General features: G+C 63.9%; 19 protein-coding genes. 9 read left to right on the forward strand and 10 right to left on the reverse strand.

Annotated features, from left to right (window positions below; all coding sequences use genetic code 11):
- Nucleotides 1-38 precede the first annotated feature (38 nt).
- Nucleotides 39-455, forward strand: coding sequence for a DUF1761 domain-containing protein (locus PU724_RS17865; protein WP_127309642.1), 417 nt, complete (start codon nt 39-41; stop codon nt 453-455).
- Nucleotides 456-462: 7 nt separating this feature from the next.
- Here the strand turns inward: PU724_RS17865 and gcvA are convergent, their stop codons facing one another.
- A complete protein-coding gene (gcvA, locus tag PU724_RS17870) occupies nt 463-1,383 on the reverse strand; it encodes a transcriptional regulator GcvA (RefSeq protein ID WP_354423196.1) in 921 nt (306 codons plus the stop codon).
- A 130-nt stretch (nt 1,384-1,513) separates the two neighbouring features.
- On the opposite strand from gcvA, the gene PU724_RS17875 reads away from it, so the two are divergent.
- Complete coding sequence (locus tag PU724_RS17875; RefSeq protein ID WP_127283499.1) at nt 1,514-1,759, forward strand: hypothetical protein; 246 nt, start codon at nt 1,514-1,516, stop codon at nt 1,757-1,759.
- Between the two features lie 70 nt (nt 1,760-1,829).
- On the opposite strand, the gene PU724_RS17880 is transcribed toward PU724_RS17875, so the two are convergent.
- Nucleotides 1,830-2,366 carry a L,D-transpeptidase family protein gene (locus tag PU724_RS17880; protein ID WP_292106525.1) on the reverse strand — a complete coding sequence of 179 codons (537 nt, stop codon included), beginning with the start codon at nt 2,364-2,366 and terminating at the stop codon, nt 1,830-1,832.
- Nucleotides 2,367-2,510: 144 nt separating this feature from the next.
- Here PU724_RS17880 and PU724_RS17885 point away from each other — a divergent pair, with 144 nt between their 5' ends.
- The 3 genes from PU724_RS17885 to PU724_RS17895 all read left to right on the forward strand — a co-directional run bounded on the left by PU724_RS17885 (nt 2,511) and on the right by PU724_RS17895 (nt 5,100).
- Nucleotides 2,511-3,194, forward strand: a complete 684-nt coding sequence (locus tag PU724_RS17885; protein ID WP_126057506.1) for a response regulator transcription factor — start codon at nt 2,511-2,513, stop codon at nt 3,192-3,194.
- 222 nt (nt 3,195-3,416) lie between these two features.
- Nucleotides 3,417-3,872 (forward strand): cyclic nucleotide-binding domain-containing protein, encoded by a 456-nt coding sequence (locus tag PU724_RS17890; protein WP_127283497.1) that lies wholly within the window; start codon nt 3,417-3,419, stop codon nt 3,870-3,872.
- Nucleotides 3,873-4,008: 136 nt separating this feature from the next.
- Nucleotides 4,009-5,100 carry a glycosyltransferase family 9 protein gene (locus tag PU724_RS17895; RefSeq protein WP_426213435.1) on the forward strand — a complete coding sequence of 364 codons (1,092 nt, stop codon included), beginning with the start codon at nt 4,009-4,011 and terminating at the stop codon, nt 5,098-5,100.
- On the opposite strand, the gene PU724_RS17900 is transcribed toward PU724_RS17895, so the two are convergent.
- The 7 genes from PU724_RS17900 to tesB form a co-directional block, all read right to left on the reverse strand.
- Complete coding sequence (locus PU724_RS17900; protein ID WP_292173154.1) at nt 5,097-5,903, reverse strand: exodeoxyribonuclease III; 807 nt, start codon at nt 5,901-5,903, stop codon at nt 5,097-5,099. The two genes, PU724_RS17895 and PU724_RS17900, sit on opposite strands and share 4 nt — an antisense overlap.
- Nucleotides 5,904-6,019: 116 nt before the next feature.
- On the reverse strand, nt 6,020-6,685 hold the full coding sequence (locus PU724_RS17905; protein WP_127283494.1) for an outer membrane lipoprotein carrier protein LolA: 666 nt from the start codon (nt 6,683-6,685) through the stop codon (nt 6,020-6,022).
- A 142-nt stretch (nt 6,686-6,827) separates the two neighbouring features.
- Nucleotides 6,828-9,488, reverse strand: coding sequence for an FtsK/SpoIIIE family DNA translocase (locus PU724_RS17910; RefSeq protein WP_354423201.1), 2,661 nt, complete (start codon nt 9,486-9,488; stop codon nt 6,828-6,830).
- A 495-nt stretch (nt 9,489-9,983) separates the two neighbouring features.
- Nucleotides 9,984-10,259: a hypothetical protein gene (locus PU724_RS17915; RefSeq protein ID WP_320253845.1), complete on the reverse strand. Its 276-nt coding sequence runs from the start codon at nt 10,257-10,259 to the stop codon at nt 9,984-9,986.
- A 280-nt stretch (nt 10,260-10,539) separates the two neighbouring features.
- Nucleotides 10,540-11,895, reverse strand: coding sequence for an ammonium transporter (locus PU724_RS17920; protein WP_127283491.1), 1,356 nt, complete (start codon nt 11,893-11,895; stop codon nt 10,540-10,542).
- Between the two features lie 31 nt (nt 11,896-11,926).
- Nucleotides 11,927-12,265 (reverse strand): P-II family nitrogen regulator, encoded by a 339-nt coding sequence (locus tag PU724_RS17925; RefSeq protein ID WP_127283490.1) that lies wholly within the window; start codon nt 12,263-12,265, stop codon nt 11,927-11,929.
- A gap of 255 nt (nt 12,266-12,520) precedes the next feature.
- Complete coding sequence (tesB, locus tag PU724_RS17930; protein WP_127309649.1) at nt 12,521-13,384, reverse strand: acyl-CoA thioesterase II; 864 nt, start codon at nt 13,382-13,384, stop codon at nt 12,521-12,523.
- Between the two features lie 97 nt (nt 13,385-13,481).
- Between tesB and PU724_RS17935 the strand changes: the two genes are divergently transcribed.
- Complete coding sequence (locus PU724_RS17935) at nt 13,482-14,744, forward strand: ubiquinone biosynthesis hydroxylase (protein ID WP_354423204.1); 1,263 nt, start codon at nt 13,482-13,484, stop codon at nt 14,742-14,744.
- Between the two features lie 186 nt (nt 14,745-14,930).
- A complete protein-coding gene (locus PU724_RS17940) occupies nt 14,931-15,803 on the forward strand; it encodes an MBL fold metallo-hydrolase (protein WP_354423206.1) in 873 nt (290 codons plus the stop codon).
- Between the two features lie 27 nt (nt 15,804-15,830).
- On the opposite strand, the gene PU724_RS17945 is transcribed toward PU724_RS17940, so the two are convergent.
- A complete protein-coding gene (locus tag PU724_RS17945; RefSeq protein ID WP_354423208.1) occupies nt 15,831-16,760 on the reverse strand; it encodes a hypothetical protein in 930 nt (309 codons plus the stop codon).
- Here PU724_RS17945 and PU724_RS17950 point away from each other — a divergent pair.
- Both PU724_RS17950 and PU724_RS17955 read left to right on the forward strand, forming a co-directional pair.
- Nucleotides 16,720-17,739, forward strand: a complete 1,020-nt coding sequence (locus PU724_RS17950; protein WP_126057496.1) for a substrate-binding domain-containing protein — start codon at nt 16,720-16,722, stop codon at nt 17,737-17,739. The genes PU724_RS17945 and PU724_RS17950 overlap by 41 nt on opposite strands.
- Before the next feature lie 68 nt (nt 17,740-17,807).
- Nucleotides 17,808-19,334, forward strand: a complete 1,527-nt coding sequence (locus tag PU724_RS17955; protein WP_354423210.1) for a sugar ABC transporter ATP-binding protein — start codon at nt 17,808-17,810, stop codon at nt 19,332-19,334.
- Nucleotide 19,335: the final 1 nt, after the last annotated feature.

Consider the following 19,335-nt stretch of genomic DNA (forward strand, 5'->3'; position numbering starts at 1 on the left):
ATGTTTGCAACGACATGCATCGGGAGGGGGAAGGACGCATGGATTTTTCAGCGGTGAACTGGCTGGCGGTGGTCGTTGCCGCCGTGGTGGCGTGGCTGTTCGGCGCCGCCTGGTACACGACGCTCAGCAAGCCGTGGCTCAAGGCGGCCAAGCTCGATCCGGCGACGATGAAACGGTCGCCGCTGCCTTTCATCATCTCCTTCATCGCCGAGCTGGTCATGGCATTCGTGCTGAGCCTGGTCGTCGGCGCGATGACCGGCGGCGAGCCGAGCCCCATCGCCGGGCTGATCTTCGCCTTCGTGCTCTGGCTGGGCTTCGTCGCCACCACGCTGTCGGTCAACCACCGCTATGAAGGCTTCGGCTGGGACCTGACGCTGATCGACGCCGGCCACTGGCTGGGCGTGCTGCTGCTCATCGGCGCGGTGATCGGGTGGTTCGGCGCGCCGGCCGGCTAGGGCGCCATCATGTCGGCGTCTTCGCCGCTTCCTCGATAAGCCATTCGCGAAAGGCGGCGACGCGCGCGTCGTCCTTCACGGCTTCCGGATAGACCAGGAAATAGGCGAACTCCGGCGCCACCTTGATGCCGAGCTCGAAGGGTCGGACCAGACGCCCTTGCGAAAGGTCGTTGGCGACCATGGCGAAGTCGGCCAGCGCCACCGCATTGCCGTCGAGCGCCGCCTGCGTGGCATCGGTCGAGGATCCGAAGACAAGCGTGCGGCTGTCGTCGAAATCGTCGACGCCGGCCGCGTGCATCCACATGCTCCAGTTCGGCCACGTCACGCCCTGGCGCGACCAGTCGATATGCGCGAGCGTGTGGCGAAAGAGGTCGCGCGAGTCGTTGAGCGGTGGGCCGGACGCCAGCAGCGCCGGGCTGCACACCGGGATGATGATGTTGTCGAACAGGCGATGCGCGGCAAGCCCGGGATATTTGCCGGTGCCGAAGCGAATGCCGATATCGACATCGTCGCGCTCGAAGTCCCTGACATCGTAGGTGATGTCGAAACGCAGCTCGATGCCCGGCTTCTGCTGGCGGAAATCGTCCACGCGACGCATCAGCCACTTTGTCGCGAACTGGGCGTCGAGCGTCACCTTCAGCAGCGCCGTGCCGCGCGTCATCTTGCGGGCCCGCGACACCGCCCGGTTGAGCAAGTCGAGCGCGTCGATCGACGCCTCGAACAGGACGTTTCCGGCCTCCGTCAGCCGGATGGTTCGGCTGGTGCGGGTGAACAGCGCAAGGTCGAGCTGGTCCTCGATCTCCTTGATCTGGTGGCTGACCGCCGCCGGCGTCAGGCCGAGCTCGTCGGCCGCGCGGGTGAAATTGAGGTGCCTGGCCGCCGCTTCGAACGTCCTCAGGGCACGCGTTCCGGGCAGCAGGCGGGCCATACGATCTCCAAATAAAACTTGATGATCAATCAAGAACTACTCGTTTCCTGTTTATTTTTCAATCCGGCATGATTGCAGAATCGAAACACTATCAAACCGGATTTGACATCCGGAGAAACCGGATAGAGCCATGACCGAGATCGTTCTGAAGTCCCACACCGCCCTCAATTCCCGCTCCGGCATCGCAGTCTGGCTGCGCGCCACCCTCGATTGGCTGCGCCAGGCGCGGGTCGCTGCCCAGCTTCCCCACGAATCCATCGAGGATCTCTCCGACGAGCTGTTGCGTGACATCGGCGCCGAGCGCCGGGACGTGGCAAAGGCTGTGGACCGGCAGATCCGCGAAATCGGGCTGCTCGGCACCGGCTGGCAGAAGTGAGGCAGTGGGCAGTAGGGATTAGGCAGTAGGGCAAGAGAGCATTTCTTTCTACTGCCTACTGCCTACTGCCTCACCTCACCACCCTCACCACCGTCCGATCCGACAGCAGCGGCAGCAGACGCGCCATGGTGCGCGCCGTCACCGCCACGCAGCCTTGGGTCGGCGTGAAGCCGGGCCGCGCCAGATGGAAGAAGATGGCGCTGCCGCGGCCGCGCCGGCGCGGCGCGATGTTCCAGTCCATCACAAGGCAGGCATCGTAGAGCCGATCGGCGCGCCGCATCCGCTCATGGCTGGCGCCATAGGGGATCTTCACCGGGCGATTGTAGTTGCGGTCGTCCGGCACCTCGCACCAGCCGAGATCCGGCCCGATCGGGGTCATCGCCAGCCGCGTCCGGCGGCCGCCGGAAAATTGATCGTCGCGGAAATAGCCCGACAACAGGCGCATGGCGCCTAGCGGCGTCGCGCCGTCGCCTTCACGCTTGTTCGCCGAAATGCCGCCGCGTCCCAGGGCGCAGGCAAACACCAGGCTGCCGGCCTGCAGCAGGCCCTGGCTGGGATGGCCGGGTCTGGCGCGCACGCTGAGCACGGTGAGGCCTTTTGGCAAAATTGCGCCGTCTGCATTGCATGGGCGTTTTTTCTTGTATGATCGTGTCACGGAACAAATCACTGTGATCGGCTGTTGTGCCGGTCAGCTTCAGCATAAATGGGGGACGGTCAACTGAATATTCTTTTTAAAACAACGGATTGATCCATGACCTCACGCACCATACTGATCGTCGACGACGATGACGACCTGCGCGGCACGCTCGTCGAGCAACTGGCCCTCTACGAAGAGTTCGACGTCCAGCAGGAAGCGACGGCGGCAAAAGGCGTCGCCGCGGCGCGCGGCGGCCTCGTCGACCTCCTGATCATGGATGTCGGCCTGCCCGATATGGATGGGCGCGAGGCGGTGAAGATCCTGCGCAAGGGCGGCTACAAGGCGCCGATCATCATGCTGACCGGACACGACACCGATTCCGACACCATTCTCGGTCTCGAGGCCGGCGCCAACGACTATGTGACCAAGCCGTTCCGCTTCGCGGTGCTGCTTGCCCGCATCCGCGCGCAACTGCGCCAGCATGAGCAGAGCGAGGACGCCACCTTCTCGGTCGGCCCCTATACCTTCAAGCCAAGCCAGAAGCTGCTGATCGACCAGCGCGGCGCCAAGGTGCGGCTGACCGAAAAGGAGGCCTCGATCATCAAGTACCTCTATCGCGCCGAACAGAAGGTGGTGACGCGCGACGTGCTTCTGGAAGAAGTCTGGGGCTACAATTCAGGCGTCACCACGCACACGCTGGAAACCCATGTCTACCGGCTGCGCCAGAAGATCGAGCGCGATCCTTCCAATGCCGAAATTCTTGTGACAGAAAGCGGCGGCTACAAGCTGGTTCCTTAAACTTTTCATGATCCGATGAGCGGTCAGGGCGGGACCGCTTCGGAAGCGATCCTGGTGCTGGAGGGTGGTTGGATCGGCTCCGAAGCGCATCGGCCAAAAATCGGAATCGATTTTTGGCGAGCACGATGCGTAGACTCAAGGATGTTGGAGCGTCCTTGCGCGTTCTGGAGGACGCGGCGCTCCAAGGGAGGGACTGGACTGACCGCTCGGGGACATAGCTAGATGGCGCTGGATGACGACATCCGCATCCTGTCCGCCGTGACGCTCTTCGAGGGCTTCACGCAGGAGCAGTTGCGCCTGCTCGCCTTCGGCGCCGAAACCACCCTGCTGCAGGCGGACCACAAGCTCTACCGCGAGGATGACGTGGCCGACTCCGCCTATATCGTGGTCAGCGGCCGCATCGTCCTCTATCGCGAGCAGAGCGGCGAGCGCATCCCGATCGGCACGGCTGGTCCGGGCACCATGCTGAGCGAGCTGGCGCTGATTGCCGACACCAACCGGCTGACTAGCGCATCGGCCGCGGTCGATTCGGAGGTGATCCGGCTCAGCCGCAAGATGTTCCGCCGCATCCTGGAAGAATATCCGGAGATTGCGGTGCTGTTGCACGAGCGCATCCTCGAGGAATTCCAGCAGATGATCAGCCGCATCGAAAAGCTCGGCCCGCGGTTCACCGAGTAGGCCAATAGCGCCGGCGTTGATCACCTGGACCCGAGAGGCGAGGTTCCGTTGACAGGCAAAAGGTGAAATCCTACAGGACCTGTAGGGCGGGCCCGCGTGGGCACCGCCACCACCAAGCTCCTGGGGGGAGCGAGGCATGCTGCCAGCGCGGTACGAGACGATTATCTTGTATTCACGCAAGGATGCGTTCGGCGACGGCTTGCTTAGAATCCCGGCCTTGCGGGCCGCGAGAACGGCATTTCCCGACAGTTTGCTCGTATACGGAACCACCGAGACATCCACTCTCGCGGATGCCCTCAACGGCCATGTCCGCCACCTGGTCGACGCGATTAGTGTAGAGACGCCGCTGGCGCATCTGGTCGCCGGCCACCGCAGGGCCAAGCAGCGAGTGGCCGTTGTCGATTTCCGTATCGTGGCGCCTTGGCTGGTTCAAACCTGGGCGTCGCTGATCGGCCGCCGCATCGTCTATGAAGCAAACTTTCCGGCCTTCGCCCTTTCCTTGCCCCCCGGCCATAGACCCGAGGCACGACCCGAGCACAATGCATGGCGCTACCACCGCCTTGTCGAACGTCTTGCCGGGAAGCGGCTGCCTTTCGATCATCGCCTGGAGCCGACGCCGGCCGCGCGTGCGGCGGCCAGGAGCCTGGCGGGCGGCAGCCAGGCGCCATTGATCATTGTCGCGGCCCATGGCGATGGCAACAAGCGAATGACAGCGGATCAGGTCGTCGCGATATCTGACGCCATGATCAGCGATGGCGCGAACCTTATCTATGTGAAAACGCCAGGTGTCGGCCCCGATAGTGCCGAACTGGTTCAACGCGTGCCGAAATTGCAGCTTGTCGATTCCGGCACCGCGCCGGATATCGCCGTCAGCGACATCCTGCTGGCGCTCGGGGAGCTTGCCGATCTTTACATTGGCGCCGAGGGCGGTACTGCGCATCTGATGGCCACGGTGATGACGCCGATGGTCATGGTCAACAGCGGTGCCAACATGGCGCGCTGGAGGCCGCTTTCGAACAGTGTGGACATGGTCGAGGCACGCCAGGCAAGTCCAACCGGCCTGGTCGCCAATGTCCCGCCGCCGAAGATCATCGAGGCTGCCCGTCGGATGTTGGCGACGCGCCGGCGCGATCATCCCTGTCTGCTGGGTCATGCCGACACGACGGAATATCTGTCCGCCCAGCGGCTCGAAGCGCCTCGCGTTTACCCGTCCGCCGGCGGCCTTTAGTCCAGGTCGAACCTGGCAATCACCGGCACATGGTCCGACGGCCGCTCCCAGCCGCGCGCCGGGCGCAGGATCTCATAACCGGTGAAGCGCTCCGCCAGGTTCGGCGACGACCACACATGATCGAGCCGCCGGCCGCGGTCCGACGCTTCCCAGTCCTGCGCGCGATAGCTCCACCAGGTGTAAAGTTTCTGCTCGGCAGGCACGTTGAGCCGCATCAGGTCGACCCAGTCGCCGGCACGCCGCATCGCCTCGAAGCTCTCGGTCTCCACCGGCGTGTGGCTGACCACCTTGAGCAGCTGCTTGTGCGACCAGACATCGTGCTCCAGCGGCGCGATGTTGAGATCACCGACCAGGACCGAGCCGGACAGCGCGTCATGCTCGGCCCGCACGCCGTTCATCTCGGCGACGAAGTCGAGCTTGTGCCTGAACTTGCGGTTGATCTCCGGGTCGGGCTCGTCGCCGCCGGCCGGCACATAGAAATTGTGCAGCAGGATCGACTTGCCGCCGGCGCTTACCCTGACCGACAGGTGCCGGCTGTCGTCGATCTCGCAGAAGCGGCGCTTCTCGACCAGCTCGATCGGCCGCCGCGCCACCGTGGCCACCCCGTGATAGCCCTTCTGGCCGTGGAAGGCGATGTGCTCGTAGCCGAGCTTGCGGAAGGCCTTTTCGGGAAACAGCTCGTCCGGGACCTTCGTCTCCTGCAGGCAGAGCACGTCCGGCGCATGCTCCACGAGCAGGCGCTCGACGATCGGCATGCGCAGGCGTACCGAGTTGATGTTCCAGGTGGCGATGGAAAAGGGCATGCGGCGGGTCCGGCAAGAGGTCGCCGAACTACTGCCAGCCGCCAGCCATAAAAACAAGCCGGCGACAACCGCCGAGGCTGGCGCCGACGCTCGCAAGAGCAATAAGACAAAGGAAGTTATCTGGTCTTGGTATTCAACTCGCGGTTCGCCGTATAGTCGATGGCGAACGTATCGGGGGCGAAGCTGACGCCTTCCTTGACGTTGAAGATCATCACCGTCGTGTCCTTGCCCTGCGCGTCGGTGATGGTCCACTGGCGCAGTTCATAGGATTTCGGATCGAACATCATGGTGATCCTGGCATTGCCGAACACCGATTTGTCGGAGAGCTGGATGGTGGTCAGGTCGTCCTCTTCCTTGACGCTTTTCACCCGTCCGCCCGAGAGATCGATCCGGTCGTCGAGCAGAAGCTTCAGCGGCGTCTTCGACAGCGGGTAGAGGTCGGAGGTGTTGAGCTTCTTGTTGAGGATGACCACCGACTTGCCGTCGGAGATGACCCGGAAATTCGACGATCCGTCATAGTTGAAACGGATCTTGCCCGGCCGTTCGAGGAAGAACTTGCCGCCGGTCTGCTCGCCCTTGGGGCCGAACTGAACGAACTCGCCGCTCATCGATTTGACCGACGAGAAGTGGTCGGCGATCTTCTGCGCCGCCGGCGGAATCGCCGCCTGCGCCGACGCCAGAAGCTGGAACCCAGGTATGACATTGACGCTTGCCGCGCCGGCGAGCACGAGGCCGAGGCCAAGCACTTGGCGGCGATTCGGGGCGAAAGGTGCGTTTTTCATGCCGGTCACTCTCTGATTCGATGGTGTCGCAGTCTCTGGGCCCCCAGTTAGGCTTAAGTTTGGCGCTTCCAGTGACGCTCCGTCGCTTCAACGCGCTGAAAGGTTCAAGGTTGCCGGTGCCGGGTCGATGAGCGCCGGAACCCTAGAACTTGTCGTCCTCGGTCGGCACCAGTATCTCGCGTTTTCCGGCGTGATTGGCCGGACCGACAATGCCTTCCTTCTCCATCTTCTCGATGATCGAGGCGGCGCGGTTGTAGCCGATGCCGAGCCGCCGCTGGATGTAGCTGGTCGAGGCCTTGCCGTCGCGCAGTACCACCGCCACCGCCTGGTCGTAGGGGTCGTCGGAATCGTCGAAATTGCCGCCGCCACCGCCGCCTGAACCGCCCTTGCCGGACGCCTCCTCCTCGTCCTCGTCGTCATCCTCGGTGATGGCGTCGAGATATTCCGGCACGCCCTGCAGCTTGAGATGCGCGACGACCCGCTCGACCTCGTCGTCGGAGACAAACGGTCCGTGCACGCGCTGGATGCGGCCGCCGCCGGCCATGTAGAGCATGTCGCCCATGCCGAGCAGCTGTTCGGCGCCCTGTTCGCCAAGGATGGTGCGGCTGTCGATCTTCGACGTCACCTGGAAGGAGATGCGGGTCGGGAAATTGGCCTTGATCGTGCCGGTGATGACATCGACCGAGGGGCGCTGCGTGGCCATGATGACGTGGATGCCGGCGGCGCGCGCCATCTGCGCCAGGCGCTGCACCGCGCCTTCGATGTCCTTGCCGGCAACCATCATCAGGTCGGCCATCTCGTCGATGATGACGACGATGTAGGGCATCGGCTCGAGATCGAGATCCTCGGTCTCGTAGATCGCCTCGCCGGTCTGGCGGTCGAAGCCGGTCTGCACGGTGCGCGAGATCTTCTCGCCCTTCTTCTCGGCTTGCTGGACGCGCGCGTTGAAGCCGTCGATGTTGCGCACGCCGACCTTGGACATCTTGCGGTAGCGGTCCTCCATCTCGCGCACGGTCCATTTCAGCGCCACCACCGCCTTCTTCGGATCGGTGACGACCGGCGTCAGAAGGTGCGGGATGCCGTCATAGACGGAGAGTTCGAGCATCTTCGGATCGATCATGATCAGCCGGCACTCCTGCGGCGTCAGCCGGTAGAGCAGCGACAGGATCATGGTGTTGATGGCAACCGACTTGCCCGAGCCGGTGGTGCCGGCGACCAGCACGTGCGGCATCTTGGCGATGTCGACGATGACCGCCTCGCCATTTATGGTCTTGCCAAGCGCCAGCGCCAGCTTCGCCTTGGTGGTCTCGAAATCGCGGCTCGCCATGATCTCCCTGAGATAGACCGTCTCGCGCTTGGCGTTCGGCAGCTCGATGCCGATGGCGTTGCGCCCGGGCACCACCGCGACGCGGCAGGCGATCGCGCTCATCGAGCGCGCGATGTCGTCGGACAGGCCGATAACGCGCGACGACTTGATGCCGGGCGCCGGCTCGAGTTCATACAGCGTGACGACCGGCCCCGGCCGCACATGGATGATCTCGCCCTTGACGCCGAAATCCTCGAGCACGCCCTCGAGCAGCCGCGCATTCTGCTCCAGCGCGTCCTTGGAGAGGCTGGCGTCGCGCACGACGTTCTTCGGCTCCGACAGGAAATGCAGCGACGGCATCTCGAACATGTCCGAGCCGATCAGCGAGGTCTGCGCCTCGCGCTGGACACGCGCGCCCGGCACCGGGCGCGCCGCCGGCGCCTCGACGCGGGTGGCGGCATCGGAGCGGAAATTCTGCACCTTCGGCGCGGCGCGGCGCGGGGCCGGCGCCTCGTCGGCGAAATCCATGTCCTCGTCGTCGTCATTGTCGAAGACGTCATCATCGTCGGGATCGACCGAGACGCTGCGGTCGTTGACCATGGCGGCGAAAAATTCAGGCTCGACGCGCGCGCGGCCGCCCGGACTCATCCGCGCCTCGGCGAACTCGGCCGATTCGACACGCTCGGCGGCACGACGCCAGGCGCTGGCGCGCGGCTCCATCTCCGGCTCGTACTCGTCGCGCTCCTGCTGGCGGCGCGCGGCGCGGCGATGCATCCAGGCCCTGAACGACAGCCACCAATGGGTGATGGCGCCGAGCGCCAGTATGCCTTCGTCGCCCTCGTCCTCATCCTCGTCGAAGAGCAAGTTGTCCTGCTCGCGCGGGTCGGGCTCTGCGGCACGCTCCATGACGGCAAAGCCGTTCTTGCGGGCGATCAGCGCCGAGCCATAGGCGAACAGCCACAGCGCCGGCGCGGCAAGGATAACCGCGATAATGCTGGCAAAGAGACCTTTGGGATAGCCGCCGACAGCGATGCCTGGGATCTTCAGCACCATGTCGCCGAACACACCGCCAAGGCCGGTCGGCAGCGGCCAGGTCTTGGGCGGCGTCACGCAGCCGGCGATCGCGGCCGCCAGGAGCGCGAAGCCGAACCAGGCGAGCCCGCGTTTCGGCAGCCGGTCGACGCCGCGCGCCGAAAACAGCAGGAAACCCCAGATCACCGCCGGCACCAGGGCCGCGACGGCGGCAAGCCCGAAGAACTGCATGGCGAGGTCGGAGAACACCGCACCGGCATAGCCCATCGCGTTGGTGACGATGTTGTCGGTGGCATGCGAGAAGCTCGGATCGGCGACGTTCCAGGTGGCGAGGCTGGCGACGCCGAAGGCGACGAGCACGAACAGGCCGGCGCCGACCAGCCGGCCGAGCTGGCGCCGCGCGAATGCCTGGATGCCGTGCCCCGTATCGGTCAGCGCGAGCGGTGCTGAAGCCCCTGAACGCATGCCTCTTCCCCGTCTGTAGGTGCCTGGCCGGACGCATGACGCAAGCCGGCAGATTCGGATGACAGACTATCGGTGGGAAGGTTAAGGGCGCATTAACTATAAGAAGTTGAGACGACCCCGACGCATTACCGGCGGTTGAATTGCGACTCCCGGTCTCGCGGCCTTCGGCAGTCTGGCCCGCGGATGCAAAAAAGCCTCGCGAGCCGGAGCCAGCGAGGCCTTTCGTTGAGGAGAGCGAAAGTGGGATTTCACCTTCCATGATCCCCGGGGGTTTGGATCGGGCAAAGACAAGCCGATGAACGGAGCCGAACTCAATCACTCTGAATCACATTCGCTTGATGCTCCCGCAAGACTCGACGGGTCGTTCGCTATGGATGCAGCGCGGGGGATTGAAGCCGGCTTTATCGGTCGGGCGACAATGGCGGGCCGTTCGGCCCGCCATTGCTCATTGGGATGGCGAGTCGACGGGCCCGTCCGGGCCTATCTCTTTCGCAATCACTTGTGACCGGCATACATCATCAGGTTGGCGCAGAATTCGGCGTGAGGCTTGCTCATCGCCGCGTCCTGGCATTCCTTCATCATCATGTCTTGCTTGTCTTTGGCCATCGCGCCCCAGGCCGCCTTGAAATCGGCCTCCGGCTTCATGGTTTTCATGCCGGCATCGGTGAAGAACGGCGCCATGTTGTCCGGTTCGTCGAGAGCACCGGCCAATGCGGCGCCGCTGACCATGGAGAGAGCGATTGCCCCGAGGAAGATGGTCTTGATGTTCATCGGTTGGTTCCTTCCCTGATGTTTAACGAGCGCCAGAACGGCGGTCGCTACCCCCAGTACGGAGCCGGAAGGCCCTATGTTTCTTCCCGCTGGCAGATCACGCGACCGTGATCGCGTCAAAAGCGATTCCTCTCTTGCCTCTCCGAAGCGCACGATTTTCCAAAAAAAGGAGGCCCGGAAGATGTTTCCGGGCCTCAATGCGTGAGCACCTTTCGGAGCGTCACGACGGGATCCTTCTGAAGCGCCGGCGGGAGGATGCCGGCGCCGGATGTCGATAGCCTTACGGCACCACTTCGCCGTGCTGGCTGATGTCGAGGCCTTCGATCTCTTCCTGGGTGCTCGGACGCAGGCCGACAAGCGCCTTGACGATGTAGAGGATCACGAAGGTCGCGATCGCCGTCCACAGGATGGTGAAGACGATACCGTAGATCTGGGTGCCGACCGAGGCGCCCTTGCCGAGCGCGTTGATCTCCGGATCGGCCAGCGCGCCGGTGAGCAGCGCGCCGACGATGCCGCCGACGCCGTGCACGCCGAAGGCATCGAGCGAGTCGTCATAGCCGAGCATGTGCTTCACCTTGACCGCCGAGATGTAGCAGACGACGCCGGCGACGATGCCGATGATGAAGGCGCCGGTCGGATTGACGAAGCCGGAAGCCGGAGTAACCGCGACGAGGCCGGCGACGGCGCCCGAGATGATGCCGAGCACGCTGGGCTTCTTGGCGATGATCCATTCGGCGAACATCCAGGCGAGCGCCGCAGCCGCGGTGGCGACCTGGGTGTTCAGCATCGCCGCGCCGGCGAGGCCGTCGGCCGCCAGTTCCGAACCGGCGTTGAAGCCGAACCAGCCGACCCACAGCAGCGAAGCGCCGATGACCGAGTAGACGAGGTTGTGTGGCGCCATGTTGGCGGTGCCGTAGCCCTCGCGCTTGCCGAGCACCAACGCGCAGACGAGACCCGCGACACCGGCGTTGATGTGGACGACCGTGCCGCCGGCGAAGTCGAGAACGCCTGCCGTGCCGAGGAAGCCGCCGCCCCACACCCAGTGCGCGATCGGTGCATAGACGAACACCAGCCACAGGCCCATGAAGATGAGCAGCGCCGAGAATTTCATGCGTTCGGCGAAGGCGCCGGCGATCAGCGCCGGGGTGATGATGGCGAAGGTCAGCTGGAACATCGAGAAGACGAATTCAGGGATGTTCGCCACGCCGGGCAGCCACAGCGTCGAAGTGGTGATGCCGTGGTGGAAGAACTTGGAGAAGCCGCCGACATAGGCGTTCGTGCTGCCGCCGTCGGAGAAGGCCAGCGAGTAGCCGAACATGAACCACAGCACCGTCACCAGGCAGGTGATGGCGAAGCTCTGCATGATGGTGGCGAGCACGTTCTTCTTGCGCACCATGCCGCCGTAGAACAGCGCCAGGCCCGGAATGGTCATCATCAGCACCAGCGCCGTCGAGGTCAGCATCCAGGCGGTGTTGCCGGTATCGAGCACCGGCGTCGGCGCAGCTGCCGGCGCTGCGGCGGCGGCTGCCGGAGCCGCTTCCTGCGCGAAGGCGGCAACCGTGCCCAGGGCTGTCAGGGCGAGCGCGCCGAGCGCGGCCGCGCGCCCCGTCGTCTTCAAGGTGGAAGGAATATTCATTGAACTCTCCGTTGGAATGGGTGATCGCCGCTCAGAGCGCGTCGGTGTCTGTTTCGCCGGTGCGGATGCGCACCGCCTGGTCGATGCCGAAGACGAAGATCTTGCCGTCGCCGATCTGACCGGTCTTGGCTGCCGACGTGATGGCTTCGACGGCCTTGTCGACCGTGTCGGCACCGACCGCGACCTCGATCTTGATCTTGGGCAGGAAGCTGACCGCGTATTCCGCGCCGCGATAGATTTCCGTATGTCCCTTCTGACGCCCGTAGCCTTTGACTTCGGTGACGGTCAGGCCCTGGATGCCGACTGCGGTGAGCGCTTCGCGCACCTCATCGAGCTTGAACGGCTTGATGATTGCCATCACGATTTTCATAAGGTTTCACCCTTTGCTGTTGCGGTCCCCCGCGTTTGCACACCTTCACCGATCCCAATGCGAGCCGGTAAGTGCCCACAAGGATTCAAGCTCCGTGCCAATTGCCGAAGCAGCCCGTTAACCTGTTGCAAACAAAGAGATTGGAGAGGCCGGCGACGTCAGTTGTCGAGCGGCGCGGCAAGACAGGTGATTAAAAAATAGGCAAATTTCCAAAAATGCCCATTCGGCAGGCTTGAACCGGAAGCCGGCTATTGCTCAACGTTTCAGCCGGATCAGCCCTTCCTGGGCGACCGAGGCGATCAGCGTGCCGTCGCGGGCAAACAGCGAGCCGCGCGTGAAGCCGCGCGAGCCTTGCGTGGAGGGGCTGTCCTGCGTGTAGAGGATCCAGTCGTCGAGCGCGTGGCTGCGATGGAACCACATGGCGTGGTCGAGGCTCGCCGCCTGGATGTCGCGGTCGAAAATGGCGCGGCCATGCGCGAAAGTCGAGGTGTCGAGCAGCGTCATGTCGGAAAGATAGGCGAGCACCGCGGCTTGGCTTGCGCGGTCGGCCGGCACCGGGCCGGTGGTGCGGATCCAGATGTTCTGCTTCGGCTCCAGCTTTTCCCGGCTGGTATAGTGCTTCAGCATCACCGGCTTCATCTCGATCGGCCGGTCGCGCTCCCAGTAGCGCTTGATGCCGTCGGGGACCGCCTCGCCGAACTTGCCGAGCAGTTCGCGCTGGCTGAGCAGATTGTCTGGCGCCGGCACGTCCTGCGGCATCGGCACCTGGTGCTCGAGGCCGATCTCGTCCTGCTGGAAGGAGGCCTCCAGCGAGAAGATCGCCTGGCCGTGCTGGATCGCCACGACGCGGCGGGTGGTGAAGGAGCCGCCGTCGCGGATGCGGTCGACCTCGTAGATGATCGGCACCTTGGTATCGCCCGGCCGCATGAAATAGCCATGCAGCGAGTGCACGTGGCGCTCGGGCTCGACCGTGCGCTGGGCGGCGACCAGCGCCTGCGCGATGGTCTGGCCACCGAAGACGCGCTGCCAGTCGAGCTTGGGGCTGCGACCACGGTACAGATTGTGTTCGAGCTGCTCGAGGTCGAGAATGTCGAGAAGCTCGTCCATGGCCGCCGTCATGTTTCGCGCTCCAGCCGCAAAAGATGTTATGGCGGTTTCGGACAGGAAGGGCGGGCAGTCAAGGCCAAGCGCTCCATAGCCGCGAAAGGAACTTGCCATGGTTGACCGTAAGGCAGATGCGGGATCGAGAGCCTCGCTCGACGTGCTGGTCGCCGGCGCCGGCTATGTCGGCCTGGCCAGCGCGGTTTCGCTGAAACAGGCGCGTCCAAGCCTCGCCGTCGCCGTCGTCGATGCCGCGCCCGCCGGCGTCTGGCAAAAGGATGGCCGCGCCTCGGCGATTGCCGCCGCTGCCTGCCGCATGCTGGAGCAGCTCGGCGTCTGGAGCGAGATCGCGCCGCAGGCGCAGGCGATCACCGAGATGATCATCACCGATTCGCGCGCCGCCGATCCGGTGCGGCCGGTATTCCTGACTTTCGACGGCGAAGTGGCGCCCGGCGAGCCCTTTGCCCATATGGTCGCCAACCGGGACCTGAACGGCGCGTTGCGCCGGCGCGCCGAAAAACTCGGCATCGACATCATCGAGGGCCTCGCCGTCAGCGCCTTCGAGACCGACGGCGCCGGCATCACCGTGCATCTGGCAGACGGGGCGACGCTGAAGGCGCGGCTGCTAGTCGCCGCCGACGGCGTCAACTCGAAGCTGCGCGAGATGGCCGGCATCAAGACGGTGAAGTGGGAATATGGCCAATCCGGCATCGTCTGCACGGTGGCGCATGAGCGGCCGCACAATGGCCGCGCCGAAGAGCATTTCCTGCCCGCCGGCCCCTTCGCCACGCTGCCGCTGAACCCCGACAAGGATGGCCGCAACCGCTCCTCGATCGTCTGGGTCGAACGCTCGGAGGATGCGCAAAAGCTGGTCGAGGGCGACGACCTCGTTTTCGAGCACGAGCTGGAGCTGCGTTTCAGCCTCAAGCTCGGCGAGATCCACGTCGCCGACAAGCCGCGCGCCTGGCCGCTCGGGCTGACCCTTGCCCGCGCCTTCGTCGCATCCCGCATCGCGCTTGCCGGCGACGCCGCCCACGGCATCCATCCGATTGCCGGTCAGGGCCTCAACCTCGGCTTCAAGGATGTGGCGGCACTGGCCGAGGTGGTGGTCGAGGCCGACCGGCTCGGCCAGGATATCGGCGCGCTCGACGTGCTCGAGCGCTACCAGCAATGGCGCCGCTTCGACACCGTCCAGATGGGCGTCACCACCGACGTGCTGAACCGGCTGTTCTCCAACGACGTCGGCCCGCTGCGTGCGGCGCGCGACATCGGCCTCGGCCTCGTCGAGCGCATGCCGAAGCTGAAGGACTTCTTCATCCGCCAGGCCTCGGGCCTGTCCGGCGACACGCCGAGGCTGTTGAGGGGCGAGGCGATCTGAAGCGAATGGCGCTGTCTTTGTCTTGGCCCATGCCCTTGCCCAAGCGGCTGCACACCATGGCGGAATGCGTTGCTGGTGCCAAATGGCGTCGATCGCCGGCGCTCCTTTCCAGCGCGCGTCTGACACCGGCCGGCTACATATGATATCCTTGGTCGATCCATCCTCGACCGAAGCAGGTGCGCTTCATTGGACGACTGGAGAATCGGAAATATCCGGGTAACCAGAATTCTGGAGATGTGCGACCCACTGCGGACGCCGTCGGAATGGTTCCCCGACTGCACCGACGAAGCACTCGAACCGCATCTTCATTGGCTCACGCCTCGATCGATATCGCCGGCAACCGGGCGGATTATTCTTCCCATCCAGAGTTTTCTGGTTCGTACCGGGCGCCACACCATCCTGGTCGACGGTTGCGTTGGCAACGACAAGACAATCGCGGATTTCCCGCATTGGCACCGCCGCAATGACGGCACGTTCTTGCAGCGGTTGGCGAATGCAGGTGTCGCTCCCGAGCAGATCGACTTTGTGCTGTGCACCCATCTTCATGTCGATCATTGCGGCTGGAACACTCGATTGGTGGACGGTCGCTGGATACCGACATTCCCCAACGCCCGCTACATCATGGCGCGGCGTGAGTTCGAGGCCGCACAGGCGGCCTCTGGCGATGACACACGGACCTATGAGGATAATGTGCTGCCAATCGTCGAGGCTGGTCGGGCGGTGTTTGTCGACATGGACCATGAACTCGACAAGGAAGTGCGGCTGGAGCCGACGCCCGGCCACACCCTGGGACACGTTGCCATCGGACTGAGATCTCTCGGCATAGGGGCGGTGTTCTCCGGCGATCTCATGCACTGGCCGATGCAGTGCATATACCCCGACTGGAACTTTCGGTACGACGCAGACCCCGACCAGGCGCGCCGGACGCGCTGGGCATTCCTGGAGGCTTGCTCGGAAAGCGGACGCATCGTCATGACATCGCATTTTCCCTTGCCGTCGGTGGGAACCATCTCGCGACGCCACTCATCGTTCTGGTTCGAGGAGCATTTGCCGCGGTGACGACAAGGAACGGCCGGCCGGCTGGCGTCAATTGACCTCGAAGCCGAGCTTCTGCCGCAGCCGCAAAATTCGCTGGTCCGGTATCTTCAGGCTCTGCTCGCCGCCCTTTGCGACACGATTGAGCATCTGCAGCAGATCTTCCCGCTCGTGCGGGTCGAGGCGCTCGCGCAGGAACGGCGCCAGCTTGTCGATGACGATCGTGGTGTCATCAATCTGCGCCGCTGCCCACTTGGCGTAGACGACGGCCTCGTCGGTCTTCTTCTGGCCATCCGAAATCCCCGAAATCACTTCGCGGATGACGGCTTCGCGCTGCGGCAGGATGGGGCCCTGTTCCGACACGATGGCGGTGATCAGCGTCGCCGCCGCCACCACCGGATTGTCGATCGCCGTCAGCGGCGACAGCGCAGCCTGCTTGCGCAGCTTCTTGCGGCGGATGTTGCCCTGAACGCGGCCGACGACGTCGGCGACCTCGCGCGCGGCCTCGTTCATGGCCTTCATCCGGTACCACCAGAACGCGGCCGCTCCCAACACGCCAAGGATAGCAAGCAGGAAAGGCATGTCGAAATCCCCCCGGAAAACTCCGGCGACAATAAGAGAACTGCGCCGTTGCTTCAACACGCAAGAATTGCGACCGGTGCAGAGGGAGAGGTGTTCCCTGCAAGCATCCGCACACCGATCGAATGTCCTGGCTTTCGGTCGCTCACCCGCAAGGCAAACGACGCAGCCGCGCCGATGACACTGCAGTTTGGCTGGCATCGCGCGCCTGCAAGAAATTTCACATCGTGATATTTCGTGCAACATCATTGACACGCAACAAATCCCGCCGTATTCAGCATTGCCAGAGATTTCATGTGCTGAAATTTCTTGCAAAGCTGATACGACGAGGCTGTCATCGTCGGGGAACCCGGAGGAGAGAATGAACAGGATTGGGCTGGCGGGCGCATTGAGCGCCGCCATGATGACGCTGACCTTGGCGATGCCAGGCGCCGCGTCGGCAGAGAGCAAGTTTCAGTGCAAGCCGGACGAGACCTATGTGATGAACGTCATGGTCTCCGCGCATCCCTATTGGGTGCCGGTCTATCAGGGCTTCAAGCAGGCCGCCCAGGCGATGGGCTGCAAGACCGTGTTTTCGGGCACGCCTGACTACGACATCGCCAAGCAGATCGCCTCTTTCGAACAGGATCTGATCAAGAAGCCGGCCGGCGTGCTGCTGCACCCAATGCAGGCCGATCCGTTCATCGAGCCGATCAACCGCGCCGTCGAGAACGGCACCACCGTCGTCACCTTCGCCGCCGACTCGCCGAAATCCAAGCGCGTGTCCTACATCACCTCGGACAATCTGGCGGAAGCCAAATTCGCCGCCGAGGAGATCGTCAAGCAGGTCGGCGACGACGCCGAATATGGCGTGCTGGAGAACCCCGGCCAGAGCAACCACGACCTGCGCGTCACCGCCTTCATCGACTATCTCGCCAAGAACTATCCGAAGATGAAGCTGGTGGGCCGCCAAGCCTCCAACCAGGACGCCAATGTCGCCAACAAGGCGGTGGCCTCGATGCTGCAGGCCAATCCGAACCTGAAGGCGCTGTGGATTCCCGAAGCCGGCTCGGCCGAGGGCGCGGTCGCCGCCGTCCTCGAGGCCAAGGCCAAGGTGCTGATCATGCATGCCGACATCACCCCGGCGACGCTGGAGCAGATCAAGGCCGGCAACATCCACATGGCGCTGAGCCCCAACCAGGGCATGCAGGGCTATCTCGGCTTCGTCGCCACCTTCATGGCGGCGCATCCGGAACTGATCGACCCGTTCAACGACTACAAGACGTCGGGCTACAACCCGATGAGCATCCCCTTCGCCGATAACGGCTTCGCCGTCATCACCAAGGAGAACGCCGACTCGTTCGACCTGAACAAATACATGCAAGGCCGCGATCCAAGCTGATCCGTCCCGCGGGCAGCCGCGCCGTCCGGCGCGGTTGCCTCAACCATCCTCAGCAGGCGAGAACCTCAGTGGAAACCCCGGTCCTCCTCAAAATATCCGGCCTCAGCAAATCGTTCGGCTCTGTCCGTGCCTTGCGCGATGTCGGATTCGAGCTGCGCGCCGGTGAAATCCACGCCATTGCCGGCGAGAACGGCGCCGGCAAGTCGACGCTGATGAAGGTGATCGACGGCATCTTGGCGCCGGACAGCGGCGTCATCCAGGTCGATGGCCGCTCTGTCTCTATCCCTTCGCCGCTGGCGGCGCAGAAGCTTGGCATCGGCTTTGTGCACCAGGAGATCGCGCTGTGCCCCGATATCTCGGTGGCCGAGAACATCTTCATGTCGATCACCAACGCCAGCAAGGCGCTGCTGATGAACTACCGCGACCTCGAGAAGCGCGCGACGGCGATCCTGGCGCGGCTTGGCAACATCGATCCGGCCGCGATGGTGCGTAATCTGTCCATTTCCCAGCAGCAGCTGGTCGAGATCGCCAAGGCGCTGACGCTCGATTGCCGCATCCTCATCTTCGACGAACCGACGGCGGCGCTGACCGAGCGCGAGGCGCAAAAACTGTTCGAGATCATTCACCAGCTTGCCGGCGAAGGCATCGGCATCATCTACATCTCGCACCGCATGGCCGAGATCTTCGACAATTGCGACCGCGTCACGGTGCTGCGCGACGGCCGCTACATCACCACGCTCGACATTGCAGAGACGACTCCCGAACAAGTGGTCGCCTCCATGGTCGGTCGCGTCATCGACAGCCTCTACCCCGAGAAGCTGCGCGACGACGAAAAGTCCGAAGACATACTGCTCGAGATCGCCGGTCTCTGCGAGGCGACTGCCTTCCGCGACATCAGCTTTCAATTGCGCAAGGGCGAGATCCTGGGCATTGGCGGCCTGATCGGCGCCGGCCGCAGCGAGATCGTCAAGGGTATCTGCCGGCTCGAAGGCGAGGTGACCGGCGATGTCATCCTGCGCGGCAAGCGCCTGTCGCTGACCCATTACGGCGACAGCATCGCCGCGGGCATCGTCTACCTGTCAGAGGACCGCAAGGGTGACGGGCTATTCCTCGACATGTCGATCGCCGCCAACATCTCCGCGCTCGCGGTCGACAGGATCGCCACGCGCTCCGGCCTCATCAACGAGCGGCGCGAGAAGCAGCGAGCGGAAACGATCGGCAAGCAGCTATCGCTGAAATGCGGCCATGTCGGTCAGCCGGTTTCGACGCTGTCGGGCGGCAACCAGCAGAAGGTGGCGATCGCCAAGATGCTGTCGGTCGACCCGAAGGTGATCTTCCTCGACGAACCGACGCGCGGCGTCGACGTCGGCGCCAAGGCCGAAATTCATCGCATCCTGCGCAGGCTGGCGCGCGATGGCGTCGGCATCGTGGTCATCTCCTCCGAGCTGCCGGAACTGATCGGCATCTGCGACCGGGTGCTGATCGTGCGCGAGGGACGCATCACCGGCGAAGTCGCGGGCGCTGAGATGACGGAAGAAAACATCATGGTCCTGGCATCGCTTGCCGATGAAGGCCGGCAACGGAGCGCGGCATGAG

This window comes from Mesorhizobium abyssinicae, from assembly GCF_049887195.1.
Classification (GTDB): Bacteria; Pseudomonadota; Alphaproteobacteria; order Rhizobiales; family Rhizobiaceae; genus Mesorhizobium; species Mesorhizobium abyssinicae.